This is a genomic window from Micromonospora yongxingensis, from assembly GCF_052601155.1.
In genome coordinates this window covers 55685-69721 of record NZ_JBQXEO010000027.1, presented here as the reverse complement: position 1 = coordinate 69721, position 14037 = coordinate 55685, and the positions used below count along the sequence as shown (strand labels likewise).

15 protein-coding genes and 1 riboswitch are annotated in these 14037 nt (G+C 72.9%); all 15 genes read right to left on the bottom strand.

Going from position 1 to position 14037, the window contains the following annotated elements; genetic code table 11:
• Positions 1 to 21: 21 nt before the first annotated feature.
• The 15 genes from pheT to ACTWLT_RS26230 all read right to left on the bottom strand — a co-directional run bounded on the left by pheT (position 22) and on the right by ACTWLT_RS26230 (position 14036).
• Entirely contained in the window at positions 22 to 2601 is a 2580-nt protein-coding gene (gene pheT, locus ACTWLT_RS26300; protein WP_445320637.1) for a phenylalanine--tRNA ligase subunit beta, read from the bottom strand.
• A 40-nt stretch (positions 2602 to 2641) separates the two neighbouring features.
• Entirely contained in the window at positions 2642 to 3709 is a 1068-nt protein-coding gene (gene pheS / locus ACTWLT_RS26295) for a phenylalanine--tRNA ligase subunit alpha (protein WP_445320636.1), read from the bottom strand.
• A 219-nt stretch (positions 3710 to 3928) separates the two neighbouring features.
• On the bottom strand, positions 3929 to 4726 hold the full coding sequence (locus ACTWLT_RS26290) for a TrmH family RNA methyltransferase (RefSeq protein ID WP_256483339.1): 798 nt from the start codon (positions 4724 to 4726) through the stop codon (positions 3929 to 3931).
• Positions 4727 to 4809: 83 nt separating this feature from the next.
• On the bottom strand, positions 4810 to 5202 hold the full coding sequence (gene rplT, locus ACTWLT_RS26285) for a 50S ribosomal protein L20 (RefSeq protein ID WP_030335718.1): 393 nt from the start codon (positions 5200 to 5202) through the stop codon (positions 4810 to 4812).
• 32 nt (positions 5203 to 5234) lie between these two features.
• Positions 5235 to 5429 (bottom strand): 50S ribosomal protein L35, encoded by a 195-nt coding sequence (gene rpmI / locus ACTWLT_RS26280; RefSeq protein ID WP_007458415.1) that lies wholly within the window; start codon positions 5427 to 5429, stop codon positions 5235 to 5237.
• Positions 5430 to 5448: 19 nt separating this feature from the next.
• Entirely contained in the window at positions 5449 to 6096 is a 648-nt protein-coding gene (infC, locus tag ACTWLT_RS26275) for a translation initiation factor IF-3 (protein WP_252419215.1), read from the bottom strand.
• 459 nt (positions 6097 to 6555) lie between these two features.
• A complete protein-coding gene (locus tag ACTWLT_RS26270; RefSeq protein WP_252419214.1) occupies positions 6556 to 7029 on the bottom strand; it encodes a PH domain-containing protein in 474 nt (157 codons plus the stop codon).
• Positions 7030 to 7237: 208 nt separating this feature from the next.
• Complete coding sequence (gene hisG / locus ACTWLT_RS26265; RefSeq protein WP_252419213.1) at positions 7238 to 8083, bottom strand: ATP phosphoribosyltransferase; 846 nt, start codon at positions 8081 to 8083, stop codon at positions 7238 to 7240.
• A gap of 47 nt (positions 8084 to 8130) precedes the next feature.
• Positions 8131 to 8394: a phosphoribosyl-ATP diphosphatase gene (locus ACTWLT_RS26260; protein ID WP_184184738.1), complete on the bottom strand. Its 264-nt coding sequence runs from the start codon at positions 8392 to 8394 to the stop codon at positions 8131 to 8133.
• A 26-nt stretch (positions 8395 to 8420) separates the two neighbouring features.
• On the bottom strand, positions 8421 to 8918 hold the full coding sequence (gene ribH / locus ACTWLT_RS26255; RefSeq protein WP_252419212.1) for a 6,7-dimethyl-8-ribityllumazine synthase: 498 nt from the start codon (positions 8916 to 8918) through the stop codon (positions 8421 to 8423).
• Positions 8919 to 8920: 2 nt separating this feature from the next.
• Complete coding sequence (locus ACTWLT_RS26250) at positions 8921 to 10186, bottom strand: bifunctional 3,4-dihydroxy-2-butanone-4-phosphate synthase/GTP cyclohydrolase II (protein ID WP_445320635.1); 1266 nt, start codon at positions 10184 to 10186, stop codon at positions 8921 to 8923.
• A 76-nt stretch (positions 10187 to 10262) separates the two neighbouring features.
• Positions 10263 to 10952 (bottom strand): nicotinamide riboside transporter PnuC, encoded by a 690-nt coding sequence (pnuC, locus tag ACTWLT_RS26245; RefSeq protein ID WP_445320634.1) that lies wholly within the window; start codon positions 10950 to 10952, stop codon positions 10263 to 10265.
• Positions 10952 to 11605, bottom strand: a complete 654-nt coding sequence (locus tag ACTWLT_RS26240) for a riboflavin synthase (protein ID WP_445320633.1) — start codon at positions 11603 to 11605, stop codon at positions 10952 to 10954. The genes pnuC and ACTWLT_RS26240 overlap by 1 nt, the downstream gene beginning before the upstream one ends.
• A gap of 1 nt (position 11606) precedes the next feature.
• Positions 11607 to 12668 (bottom strand): bifunctional diaminohydroxyphosphoribosylaminopyrimidine deaminase/5-amino-6-(5-phosphoribosylamino)uracil reductase RibD, encoded by a 1062-nt coding sequence (gene ribD, locus ACTWLT_RS26235; RefSeq protein WP_252419209.1) that lies wholly within the window; start codon positions 12666 to 12668, stop codon positions 11607 to 11609.
• A gap of 162 nt (positions 12669 to 12830) precedes the next feature.
• Positions 12831 to 13001, bottom strand: a riboswitch (FMN riboswitch).
• 78 nt (positions 13002 to 13079) lie between these two features.
• Complete coding sequence (locus ACTWLT_RS26230; protein WP_445320632.1) at positions 13080 to 14036, bottom strand: GGDEF domain-containing response regulator; 957 nt, start codon at positions 14034 to 14036, stop codon at positions 13080 to 13082.
• Position 14037 lies beyond the last annotated feature (1 nt).

The following is a 14037-nucleotide window of genomic DNA, read 5'->3' as shown; positions in this document are numbered from 1 at the left end:
ACACGCCCGTGTCAGATCGCCTCAGGCGCCGCGCAGGGTGGCCCCGACCCGTTCCGCCGCCACAGCGACCGCCGCGTCCCGGGCGGCCACCGCCTCCTCGACGGTCAGTGTCCGGTCCTGCGCCCGGAAGGTGAGCTTGTACGCCAACGACCGGCGACCCGCACCGAGCTGCTCACCGGAGTACACGTCGAACAGCCGCACGTCCTCCAGCAGCTCGCCGGCGCCCGCCTCCAGCGCCCGGCGCACCTGCTCCGCCGGCACCGAGTCGTCCACCACCAGGGCCACGTCGATCAGAGCCGGCGGGAAGCCGGAGACCGCCGGGGCGGGCGCCACCGGGGCGGACGGCACCGCGTCGAGGTTCAGCTCCATCGCAGCGGTACGGCGGGGCAGCTCCAGCGCCGCCACCACCGCCGGGTGCAGCTCACCGGCGTGTCCGACGACCGTGCCGTTGACCAGCACCTCGGCGCAGCGGCCCGGGTGCCACGGCGCGTACTCGGCGGCGCGTACCTCGACCCGCTCGGCCGGAACGCCGGCGGCGTCCAGCACGTCGCGGGCCGCCTCGATCGCGTCCGCCCAGCCGGCCGGCCGACCCGGACCCCACCAACCGGCGGGGTCGAGGTCACCGGTCAGCACCACCGCGACGTGCACCGGCTGCGCCGGCACCACCGCGTCGGCGGCCGCGAACTCCGCGTCGGTGGGGCGCCGGTCCACGCCCATCGCCGGCGGGCTGCCCGCCCCCACGCGCGGGTGGAAGACCGCCCCGATCTCGTAGAGCGCGAAGTCGCGCAGGCCCCGGCCGAGGTTGCGCTTGAGGATGCCCAGCAGCGGGCCGAGCAGCGTGGTACGCAGCAGCGGCTCCTCCTCGGACAGCGGATTGGCCAGCCGCACCGCCTGCCGGCGCGGGTCGTCGGCCGGCAGGCCGAGCAGGTCGGCCAGCTCCGACGACACGAACGGGTGCGCGAGAACCTCCACGTACCCCCGTTCGGCCAGCGACCAGGCGATCGTCCGGCGCCGGCGCTGACGGAAGGTCAGCCCACGGCCGGGCGGCGCGGTCGGCAGCACCGACGGCACCCGGTCGTACCCGTCGAGGCGGACCACCTCCTCGACCAGGTCGGCCGGGTCGGTCAGGTCGCGCCGCCAGGTCGGCGGGGTGACGCTGAGCGCCACCCCGGCGCCGCTGGCCATGCCCACCGAACCCGGGTCCTCGGCCAGCCGGTCCGCGCCCTGCGCGACCGTGCAGCCGACCCGCTCCAGCAGGGCGACCACCCGCGCCGGCGGGTACTCGACCCCGATCCGCCGGGTCGGGAGATCCGCCGGCAGGGTGATCGGGGTACGCGGCCGGACGTGGTCGAGGTCGAGGATCTCCTCACCCGCGGCGCCGCCGCCGTGTTCGGTGAGCAGCCGCACGGCCCGCTCCAGCGCGACCAGCGGCAGGGCCGGGTCGACGCCCCGCTCCCAGCGCTTCGCGGCCTCGCTGAACAGCTTGTGCCGGCGGGCGGTCCGCCCGACCATCGCCGGGTCCCAGTGGGCCGCCTCGAAGAGCACGTCGGTGGTGCCGGCGACGACCTCGCTGGTCTCACCGCCCATCACCGCGGCGAGCGAGATCGGCACGCCGGCGCCCTCTCCCGCGAGCGGGTTGGGGATTCCGGCATCGCAGATGACCATGTCGTCGGTGGCGAGCACCCGCTCGACCCCGTCCAGGGTGGTCAGCCTCTCCCCCGGCTCGGCCCGCCGGACCACCAGCTGCCCGACGATCCGGTCGGCGTCGAAGGCGTGCATCGGCTGGCCCAGCTCGAGCATCACGTAGTTGGTGATGTCAACCGGCAGCGAGATGCTGCGGATGCCGGCCGTGACGAGCCGCCGCTGCATCCACGACGGGGTGGGCGCGTTCGGGTCGACGCCACGGACCAGGCGGGCGGCGAACCGGTCACAGCCGACCGTGTCGCGCACCTCCACCGGGTACGCCGGCTCGGCCGTGCCGCCCGGAGCCGGCACCAGGGCCGGGTCGCGCAGCGGCACGTCGAACGCGTGCGACAGCTCCCGGGCCAGGCCGCGCAGGCTCAGCGCGTACCCCCGGTCCGGGGTGATGTCCAGCTCCAGCACCACGTCGTCGAGGCCGACCACCGGCCGCGCGTCGTCACCCGGCTTGGCCGCCACGTCGGGCGGCAGCACGATGATGCCCGAGTGGTCGTCGCCCAGGCCCAGCTCCTTCGCCGAGCAGATCATGCCGGCGGAGTTGTGCCCGTACGTCTTGCGGGCGCCGATGGCGAAGCCGCCGGGCAGCACACCGCCGGGCAGGATCACCACCACCCGGTCGCCGGGGGCGAAGTTGCGCGCTCCACACACGATCTCCTGCGGCTCGCCCGTGCCGTTGGCGTCACCCACGTCGACCCGGCAGAACCGGATCGGCTTCTTGAAGCCGGTGAGCTCCTCGATCTCGCGCACCTCGCCGACGACCAACTGGCCGGTGACGGACTCCCGCAGGTCCTGGACGGAGTCGACCTCGATGCCGAGGTCGACCAGCGCCTGCTCCAGGTCACCGGTGGGCAGGTCGGCGGGGAGGTCGACGTACTCCCGCAGCCAACTGACAGAAACTCGCATGACTTCAGACCACCGTTCCCGTGTCTCGTACCCGCATCGCCTACGCCCCGGTCCCGAGCGCGCGGCTGAACCGCACGTCGCCCTCGAAGAGATGGCGGATGTCGCCGACCCCGTGCCGGACCATCAGGGTCCGGTCGATGCCCATGCCGAAGGCGAACCCGGAGTAGACCTCCGGGTCCACGCCGCAGGCGCGCAGCACCCGCGGGTTGACCATTCCGCAGCCACCCCACTCGACCCACTGGGGGCCGTCGCGGTGCTCCGGGAACCAGACGTCGAACTCCGCCGACGGCTCGGTGAACGGGAAGTAGTGCGGCCGCCACCGGGTCTTCGCCTCCGGCCCGAAGATCGCCCGGGCGAAGTGGTCGAGGGTGCCGCGCAGGTGGGCCATCGTGATGCCCTTGTCCACGACGAGGCCCTCCGCCTGGTGGAAGACCGGGCTGTGCGTGGCGTCCACCTCGTCGGTGCGGTAGACGCGGCCCGGGCAGATCACGTAGATCGGCGGCTTGCGGCTGAGCATGGTGCGGGTCTGCACGTTCGACGTGTGCGTCCGCAGCACCAGACCGGAACCCTCCGGTGCGATGTGGAACGTGTCCATCAGCCCGCGCGCCGGGTGGTCGGCGGGGATGTTCAACGCGTCGAAGTTGACCCACTCCAGGTCGACCTCGGGACCTTCGGCCACCTCGTAGCCCATCCCGATGAAGAGGTCGCTGATCGACTCCATCAGGGTGCTCAGCGGGTGCCGGGCGCCGCGTGGGCGCCGGTCGTACGGCAGGGTGACGTCCACCCGCTCCTCGACCAGCACCCGCTCGGCCTGCTCGCGCTCCAGCACCTCGGAACGGTCGGCGTAGGCGGTCTCGATCGCCCGGCGGGCCTCGTTGACCCGCTTGCCGGCGTCGGACTTGGCGGCGGGTGGCAGCGCGCCGATCTCCCGACGCGCCAACGAGACCGGAGACCGGTCACCGAGGTGCGCGGGGCGTAGCGCGGTCAGCGCGTCCGGGTCGGCGGCGGCCGTGAACGCCTTCGTGGCGTCGGCGACGGCCTCGGCCAGGGCGGCCGGGTCGAGCAGGGCGACCTGCTTCGGGTCGTACGGATCGTTGCGGTAGCTCATGGCGTACGGGCACTCCCTCACGGCGGCGCCAGCCCTCACCGGGGCGGCGAAGCGAGTCTACGGACGCGCGGCTGCGCCGCAGCCCGCCGGTAGGAGTTGCGCAGGGAGCAGGTCAGACCCGCCGCCCGCCGACACCGGCGGGCTGGCTAAACGAACGCCGTGGCGCGTTCATGGACGGACGATCTCCCCTGCTGTCAGTCGCGCCGGAGGCGGTCACCCTCAGCGCTGCGCTCTCGCTGAAGCGTACAGGCAGACCGCGGCGGCGGCAGCCAGGTTCAGGCTCTCCGCGCGCCCGTACAGCGGCACCCGTACCCGGGCATCGGCGGCGGCGGTCAGCTCCTCGGGCAGACCGTGCGCCTCGGAGCCGAACAGCCATGCGGTGGGCCCGACGAGCCGGCCGTAGTCGGTCAGGTCGTCCAGGTCGCTGTCGCCGTACCCCGTGGTGGCGAAGATCGACAGCCCGGCGGCGCGCAGCGCGTCGACCACCTCGACCGGGTCGGCGGCGCGGACCACGTCGACGTGGAACAGGCTGCCGGCGGAGGCCCGCACACACTTGCCGTTGTACGGGTCGACGGCCTCGCCGGCGAAGACCACCGCGCCCGCTCCGGCGGCGTCGGCGGTACGCAGCACCGTTCCGGCGTTGCCCGGGTCACGGATCTCGGCGAGCACCGCCACCAGCCGGGGCGCACCCGCGAGGGCCTGCTCCAAGGGCACGTCCAGGTGCCGGCAGACGGCGACCAGCCCCTGCGGGGCGACGGTCTCGGCCAGCGCGGCGAGCCCCTCGTCGGTCACCTCGGAGACCGGCACGTCGGCCCGGGCCGCGACAGCGGCCAGCTCCGGGTGACGGTCGAGGGCGGTGGGCGTACCGAACAGTTCGGTGACCACCCCGGGCCGGGCCAGCGCCTCGCGGACCGCCTGCGGCCCCTCGGCCAGGAAACGGCCGGTGGCCTCGCGGTCCCGGCGGCGCTGCAGGCGGCGGGCGGCGACAACCCTGGGTGTACGCGGGGTGAAGGCCATGGTTGGTGGTCCTCCGGCACGATCGAGGCGCCCCCCGGACGGCAGTGCCGACACGGGAGACGCCTCGCTCTTGTGCGCGGGGATCAGGCGGCCTGGGCCGCCGCGCCGCCGGTGCCCTCGGCCGCGACCGCGGCCCGGGCCAGCTCGACGATCGCCGCGAAGGCGGCGGCGTCGTTGACAGCCAGGTCGGCCAGGATCTTGCGGTCGACCTCGATGCCGGCCAGACGCAGGCCCTGGATCAGGCGGTTGTAGGTCATCCCGTTGGCCCGGGCGCCCGCGTTGATCCGCTGGATCCACAGCTGCCGGAAGTCGCCCTTGCGGTCACGACGGTCCCGGTAGGCGTACTGCATCGAGTGCAGCACCTGCTCCTTGGCCTTGCGGTACAGCCGGGAGCGCTGACCGCGGTAACCGCTCGCGGTCTCCAGCAGGGTACGACGCTTCTTCTGGGCGTTCACAGCCCGCTTGACGCGTGCCATCTCAACTCCTTATTACGTAAAGGTGGCGCGCGTCAGCGGCCGAGCAGCTTCTTGATGCGCTTGACGTCGGCCTTGGCCAGCACGACCGTGCCGGTCAGCCGGCGGGTCTGGGTGGAGGGCTTCTTCTCCAGGTTGTGGCGGAGGCCAGCCTGCTGGGCAACGATCTTGCCCTTGCCGGTGACCTTGACCCGCTTGCCCATACCCGTGTGGCTCTTCATCTTCGGCATGTGGAACGTCTCTCCCCTGTTACTCGCCGCTGGTGTCGGCGGCGGTGCCGGTGCTACCGGCTGCTGCGGTCTCGCCGGCCGCCGCGGTCTCATCGGCTTCCGGAGCGGACTCGTCCGCTGCCCGGTCCCGAGGTGCACCGCGGGACGCCGTAGCGGCGACCGCGGAGGCCTTGACGGCCCGATGCGGAGCGAGAACCATGATCATGTTTCGGCCGTCCTGCTTCGGAGCGGCCTCGACGTATCCCAGGTCCGTGATCTCGGATTCGAGCCGGCGCAGGAGCCGGTAACCCAGCTCCGGGCGGCTCTGCTCGCGACCGCGGAACATGATCGTCACCTTGACCTTGTCGCCCGCCTTGAGGAACCGCACCACGTGACCCTTCTTGGTCTCGTAGTCGTGCGGGTCGATCTTCGGACGGAGCTTCATTTCCTTGATGACGGTCTGCTGCTGGTTACGCCGCGCTTCGCGCGCCTTGAGTGCGCTCTCGTACTTGAACTTGCCGAAGTCCATGAGCTTGCACACCGGCGGGCGCGCCATCGGCGCAACCTCGACCAGGTCCAGATCGACGTCCGCGGCCAGCTGAAGGGCGCGCTCCAGTGGGACGATGCCCACCTGCTCACCCTCGGGGCCGACCAGTCGGACCTCACGTGCCCGGATCTGCTCGTTCACGCGTGGTTCGACGCTGATGGGGCCTCCTCGAGTCGTTTCTGCTTTCTTGCCGACCCCGCGGCTCCCGGGTGGGAACCGACCCGGAAAGCAGAAGGCCCCGGCGCATGCCAGGGCCCGCTCGACCGGTCGGCACGATCACAGGATCGCGCATCCGGCGCCGGGACGTGCCCGGAACCGGGGACCGGACCCGGCCACCGTGGCGGCGACTCGGGTGGGAGCAGGCGCTCCGCTTTCGTGGCTGTCTGCTCGCACGCGGAGACAGCCTGGTCGACTCGACAACACTACACCGCCGCCCCGGCCACCCCCAAACCGGGCACGGGTGCCCGCTGATCCGCGCACTTTCGGTGACGGTGCTGTCTCACGGCGCTCGGAGGCAGCACCTTCGGCGATGGTGCGCGGATCTTGCTGAGGCTCTGGCGCGACCGGGCGGGTCGGACGGCCCGGTGCGGCGCGGTGCGGTCAGCGGCCGGTGGCGCGCTCGGCGAGGCGGGCCTGGTGCGCGTCGTGCAGCCGGCGCAGCGCGCGGACCCCCTCGACGGCCAGTTCCTTGTCGGCGGCCTGCAGCGCGACCATCGGCAACAGGTCGTCGTCGTGCAGTTCGAGACTGGCCCACGGGGCGCCCCGGTCGAACCGGACTCCCCGTACGACCTCCCAGGGCAGCTCGTACGACCCGATGATGTTGCGCACCCGGACACCACGCGCATCGGCCTCGACGCGGGGGCGGGTGAACAGCAGGAAGCCCAGCGCGCCGAAGATGCCCAGACCGATCATGGCGATCTGGTCGCCGCGCTGGAAGCTGCCGTAGCCGTCGCCGGTGGGACCGCTCAACGAGGTGGCCACCAGAGCGAAGACCACCACCAGCGCGACCGCCGCGGACCAGCAGACCACCCGGATGCGGCGGGGCTTCAGGCGGACCAGCTCGGTTTCACTCACCCCACCAGTTTGCCACCCACCCTCGCCCCGCAAGCGCACCACCCGCCGCACCACCGCGCCGCACCGTTGCGGCGCCGCACCGCGCGAGCTCCTGCTCGATCCAGGATCCAGTGGCCTCGGCAGCGAGGGAAGCCACTGGATCCGTGATCGAGCGTGATCTTGCGCGCCGGGGCGTGACCGTCGCGCACCGCCCGACGGACGGCAGAGGTCAGAGGCGGCAGGCGTGGATGTTGGTGACCAGGATGGCCCGGGCGCCGATCTCGTACAGCTCGTCCATGATCCGGTGCACGTCGTCGCGGAGGACCATGGCCTGCACCGCCACCCAACCCTCGCGGTGCAGCGGCGACACGGTGGGCGACTCGATGCCCGGGGTGAGCCCGCTGGCCCGGTCGAGCAGACCGGCCGGCACGTCGTAGGCGAGCATCACGTAACGGCGGGCCACCAGCACACCGTGCAGGCGGCGCAGCAACTGCTCGGCCTGCGGGTGCGCCGGCGCGTCGGTGCGACGCACCAGCACCGCGGAGGACCGCAGCAGCGGCTCGCCGAAGACGACGAGGCCGGCCTGGCGCAGGGTGGCGCCGGTCTCCACCACGTCGGCGATGACGTCGGCGACGCCGAGGCGTACGGCGTTCTCCACCGCGCCGTCGAGGCGGATCACGTCGGCCTTCACGCCCACCTCGCCGAGGTGCCGCTCGACCAGGCCCGGGTACGCGGTGGCGATCCGGTGCCCGCCCAGGTCCTGCACGGAGGCGATGTCGTCGGGGCGGGCGGCGAAGCGGAAGGTGGCCCGCCCGAAGGCGAGGTCGACGACCTCCTCGGCCGGCGCGGCCGAGTCGATCAACAGGTCCCGGCCCGTGATACCCAGGTCGAGGTCACCCGAGCCGACGTAGGTGGCGATGTCCTTGGGGCGCAGGTAGAAGAATTCGACGTCGTTGGCCTCGTCCCGGCAGATGAGGTCCTTGGGGTCGGTGCGCTGGCGGTAGCCCGCCTCGCGCAGCATCTGGGCGGCCGGCTCGGCCAGGGTGCCCTTGTTGGGAATGGCGACACGCAGCATGACGGAGTGCTCCTTCGATCGCGGATCTGATCAACGGGTGGGGGCACTCACAGATGTCGGTAGACGTCCTTGAGCTCGAGACCGCTGGCGAGCATCAGCACCTGGACCTGGTAGAGCAGCTGGGAGATCTCCTCGGCGGTACGCTCCGGCCCCTCGTACTCGGCGGCCATCCACGACTCGGCCGCCTCTTCGACGACCTTCTTGCCGATGAAGTGCACCCCCTTGTCCAGGGCGGCGACGGTGCCGGAGCCCGGGGTGCCGGCGGCGGCCTTGGCCTGCAGCTCGGCGAACAACTCCTCGAACGTCTTCACGGAACCCGATTCTTCCAGTCCGTCGGTCAGCCGCCGAAGCCGACCCGCTGGCCGTTGTGCGCCAGCGTCCGGACGGCCAGCGCGGCGTCGAGGGCGGCGACGGTCGCCGACCAGCCCTTGTCCTCCGCGGAACCGGGCAGACCGGCCCGGTCGCGGGCCTGCTCGATGGTCTCCACGGTGAGCACACCGTGCGCCACCGGCTTGCCCTCGTCGAGGGCGACGCGGGTCAGCCCGTCGGTGACGGAGCGGCAGACGTAGTCGAAGTGCGCGGTGGCGCCTCGAACGACCACGCCGAGCGCCACCACCACGTCGCAGCGGCGCGCGAGGGCCTGGGCGACCACCGGCAGTTCCACCGAGCCGGCGACCCGGGCGACCACGGCCCGCGCGCCGGACGCCTCGGCGGCGGCGACGGCCCGCTCCAGCATGTGGTCGGTCAGCTCACCGTGCCACCGGGCCGCCACCACCCCGACGGTCATCCCGGTGGCGTCCACCGTCTGCACGCCCGGTTCCCCGAAACCCGCCATGTCTATGCTCCGATCTCGTCGCTGGCCACCGCGCGCCCCGTCGGCGCCTCGGTCACCTCGTCCAACTCGTCCAGCAGGTGACCCATCCGGTCCCGCTTGGTGCGCAGGTAGCGCAGGTTCTCGGGGTGCGCGCCGGCGGGCAGCCCTTCCCGGCCGGTGATGGTCAGCCCGTAGCCCTCCAACCCGGCCCGCTTGGCCGGGTTGTTGGTGAGCAGTCGCATCGAGCGCACGCCCAGGTCGTACAGGATCTGCGCGCCGGTGCCGTAGTCGCGGGCGTCGGCGGGCAGGCCCAGGTCGAGGTTCGCGTCGACGGTGTCCCGGCCGAGGTCCTGCAACTGGTACGCCTGCAGCTTGTGCAGCAGCCCGATGCCGCGCCCCTCGTGCCCGCGGACGTAGAGCACGACGCCCCGGCCCTCCTGCGCGACCCGGGCGAGCGCGGCGTCCAGCTGGGGCCCGCAGTCGCAGCGCAGTGAGCCGAACACGTCCCCGGTGAGGCACTCGGAGTGCACCCGGACCAGCACGTCCTGGCCGTCACCGAGGTCGCCCAGCACCATGGCGACGTGTTCGGCGGGGTCGTGCTCGGCGCGGTAGCCGAGCGCCCGGAACACCCCGTGGCGGGTTGGCATCCGGGCGTCGGCGACCAGCTCGACCTGCTTCTCGGTGCGCCGACGGTGGGCGATCAGGTCGGCGATGGTGATCAGCGTGAGGCCGTGCTCGGCGCAGAACTTCTCCAGGTCGGGCACGCGCATCATGGTGCCGTCGTCGTTGACCAGCTCGCAGAGCACACCGGCCGGGCGCAGCCCGGCGAGCCGGGTCAGGTCGATCGCCGCCTCGGTGTGCCCCGGACGGCGCAGCACCCCGCCCTCGCGGGCGCGCAGCGGCACCACGTGGCCGGGTCGGGCCAGGTCGGTGGGGTCGGTGGTCGGGTCGGCGAGCAGCCGGATGGTGTGCGCGCGGTCGGCCGCCGAGATGCCGGTGCTGATCCCTTCCCGGGCGTCCACGGTCACGGTGTACGCGGTGCCCCGCCGGTCCTGGTTGGTGTGGTGCATCGGCGGCAGGTCGAGCCGGTCGCACTCGCTCTCGGTCAACGGCACGCAGATGTAGCCGGACGTGTACCGCACGGTGAACGCCAGCAGTTCCGGTGTGGCCAGCTCGGCCGCGAAGATCAGGTCGCCCTCGTTCTCCCGGTCGGCGTCGTCGACCACGACGACCGGCCGACCCGCCGCGATGTCCGCGACGGCCTGCTCGATGCTCGCGAAGCTGCTCATGCCGGCACTCCACTTCGCTCCGTGCCGTCACGAGGCACCACTGCGCTGAACCTGATGATTCGCTCGCTGCGCTTGCTCATGCGACGGCCTCCGTGTAGGTGGGCGAGAGCGAGGCCGCCGGCCGGGCGGCGCGGGAGGTGCGCCACCAGGCGGCGAAGCCCCAGGCGCAGAAGGCGCCGTAGACCAGGTACATGGCCGCCGACGGGTAGAACCCGCCGCGCAGCAGCAGTGGCACGCCGACCGCGTCCACGGCGATCCAGACCAGCCAGAACTCCACCCAGCCGCGGGCCATGCCGTAGGTGGCCAGCAGGCTGCCGGTCAGGATCCAGGCGTCGGCGAGCGGGCCCCAGGAGCCCAGTGCGGCGAGCACCGGGTACGCCGCGGCGGTGCCGACGGCGGCGGCCAGCAGCATCGCCAGTCGTTCCCGCCCGGTGGCCCAGCGCGGAAGCACCGCGGCGTGCGAACCGTCGGCACGGCGGTTGCGCTGCCAGCGCCACCAGCCGTAGACGCTGACCGCGAAGAAGAACACCTGCCGGCCGGCCTGCCCGTACAGGTCGTGCTCCTGCGGGGTGGCGAACGCCCCGCCGAGGAACACGGTGAACAGCAGCACGTTGCCGATCATGCCGACGGGCCAGGCCCAGACCACCCGACGCAGCCCGAGCAGCGCGGAGACCAGCCCGAACGCGTTGCCGACGATCTCCCGGACCAGCACCGGCGAACCGGCGATGTGCACCTGGGCGTCCAGCAGCCAGCCGAGCGGGCCCATCAGGCCACCCCGCCTGTGCCTGTGGCCACCCCGGGCGTACCGGCGGTAGCGGTGTCGGCCAGCCGGGCGCCGAGCAGCCGCTCGACGTACTTGGCCAGCACGTCGACCTCCAGGTTGACCGGGTCGCCGACGTCCTTCGCGCCGAGGGTGGTCAGCTTGAGCGTGGTGGGGATCAGGCCGACGGCGAACTCGTCCGCGCCGACCTCGGCCACGGTCAGCGACACGCCGTCGATGGTGATCGATCCCTTCTCCACCACGTACCGGGCGAGGGCGGCGGGCAGCCGGAACCGGACCGTCTCCCACTGCTCGGCCGGCTCCCGGGAGATCAGCTCGCCGACCCCGTCCACGTGGCCCTGCACCAGGTGCCCGCCGAGGCGGCTGCCGAGCGCGGCGGCCCGCTCCAGGTTGACCGGGTCGCCGGGGCGCAGCGCGCCCAGCGCGGAGCGGCGCAGCGTCTCCCCCATCACGTCGGCGGTGAACACACCGTCCGCCGCCTCCACCACGGTCAGGCACACGCCGTTGACCGCGATGGAGTCGCCGTGCCGGGCGTCGGAGGTGACCAGCGGGCCGCGTACGGCGACCAGCGCCGAATCGCCCGCCGTCGACGTCACCGCGACGACCTCGCCCAGCTCCTCGACAATGCCGGTGAACATGTCAGCCCTCCCTCTTCCGGGGCAAAGCGGTGATCCGGAGATCCGGACCGACCTGCGTAACGTCGACGTACTCCAGATCGATGGCCTCAGCGATGGTGGTCACGCCCGCGTCCATGAGGGCGGTCGGGCCGGCGCCCAGCAGCCGGGGCGCGACGTACCCGACGATCTTGTCGACCAGGCCGGCGGCCAGGAACGCGCCGGCCAGCCGGGGGCCGCCCTCCAGCAGCACCGCGCGGACCCCGCGCTGGTGCAGCGCCGCGAGCAGCGCCGGCAGGTCGACCCGGCCGTCCGGGCCGGCGCCGACCTCGGCGGCGGTCGCGATCCACGTCCGGGCGGCGCCGTCGCGGACCCGGGCGTCCGCCGGGGTACGCCCCGAGCTGTCCACCACGACCCGCAGCGGCTGCCGGATGGCCAGGCTGCCGTCGCGCAGGTTGCGGGCGGTCAGCCGGGGATCGTCGGCGAGCACGGTGCCGACCCCGGCGAGGACCGCGTCGACCGTGCCGCGCAGCGCGTGCACGTCGATCCGGGCGGCCTCCGAGGTGATCCACATGCTGGTGCCGTCCGCCGCCGCGGACCGGCCGTCCAGGGTCGCGGCGTACTTCCAGATCACGTACGGCCAGCCCCGGCGCATGGAGGTCAACCAGGCCACGTTGCCGGCCTCGGCCTCGTCGCCGCGTACCCCCAGGTCCACCCGGACCCCGGCGGCGCGCAGCGTGGCGGCGCCGCCGGTGGCGACCGGGTTGGGGTCGGGTACGGCGATCACCACCCGGCCCACGCCGGCCTGGACCAGGGCGCTGCTGCAGGGACCGGTGCGACCGGTGTGGTCACAGGGCTCCAGAGTGACGACGGCGGTGCCGCCGCGGGCCCGCTCCCCGGCCTGTGCCAGCGCGACGATCTCCGCGTGTGGTCCGCCGGCGTAGGCGTGGAAGCCCTCGCCGACGACCGTGCCGTCGGCGTCGAGCAGCACGCAGCCGACCACCGGGTTGGGGCTGGTCGTGCCCAGCCCGCGCGCCGCCAGCTCGATCGCACGCCGCATCGCCTCATCGACGGAGACGCTGGCCATCGCCCTGCCCCTGCCCTCTCACTCGCCGTCCGCGCGCTGGCGGTCAGGGAGGCGGCATGGGGCCGCGGGCAGGCGGCGGCGGATTCCGGGAACGGCACAGCCGCCCCCGGGGGGCCGGCACGGCACGCTGAAGCCAGCGGCCGGCTACGACCCGTCCGTCCCGCGCGCTGTCTCCCATCCGGACTGTCTGGGCGCGGACGAACCGCCCCCAACCGTCGGCCCCGGATTTTCACCAGGTCCACCGGACGGCAGAGCCGTCCGGGTCGCGGGCTGACCACGGTTGGACCGTGGATCACCGCCGGTTCGGAATTTCACCGAGTCCCGCCAGCGCGTGGTGGGTACACCGGCAGTCTTACACGCAAGTGGGGGTGCGTCGCCACCCACGCGAGCTACTTCACAGCGGTATCACGCTCACGTGACGCCGCGCCGCCGGTCCACCGCCACGTACGACCCCGGCTGGCTCTTGGCCACCGTCTTCATCTCGGAGGCCACCGCGATGGCCTCCAGGGGGTCGGTGAACCGCTTGCCGGCGTCGGAGAGGGAGACGCCGATGGAGAGGGTGACCAGGGCGGCCCGGCGGATGGTGCCGCGCCGGTCCTTCAGTTCGACGAAACCACGCTCCCGGTCGGTCGGGTCGTAGAGCGTGTCGGCGGACTTCTCGAAGTCGACCACCGCCTTGGAGGTCAGCGGACGGACCTGGTCGGGGGTGCAGACGATGACGAAGTCGTCGCCGCCGACGTGGCCGAGGAAGGCCGGTGGCAGGCCCACCGCCACCACCGCCCGGTGCAGGCTGCGGGCCAGCGCGGAGATGAAGTCGTCGCCACGGACGAAGCCGTACCGGTCGTTGACGCTCTTGAACCGGTCGATGTCGATGTAGCCGACCGCGTAGTCCACCCCGTGGCGGACGCGGTCGCTGATCTCCCGGCGGATCCGGCTGTTGCCGGGCAGGCCGGTCAGCGGGGAGACCTCCCGGAACTCCTTGTTGCGCCGCAGCGTCGACGAGACCCGGGCCACCAACTCGGCGGTGTCGAACGGCTTGACCAGGTAGTCGTCGGCGCCGGCGCTGAGCCCGTGCACCTTGTCCACGGTCATGCCCTTGGCCGTCAACATGATCACCGGGATGGCGGAGGTCATCGGGTCGGCGCGCAGCCGCCGGGTCAGCTCCAGCCCGTCGATCCGGGGCATCATCAGGTCGACCACGGCCAGGTCGGGCCGCTGCCGCTCGATGACCTCCAGTGCCTCCTGGCCGTCGCTCGCGTGGATCACCTCGAAGCCGTGCAGCCGCAGGTTGAACTCGACGAAACGGGCGATGTCCGCGTCGTCGTCGACGACGAGGACGATGTCCTTGCGATCGCCGTCGGGGTCCACC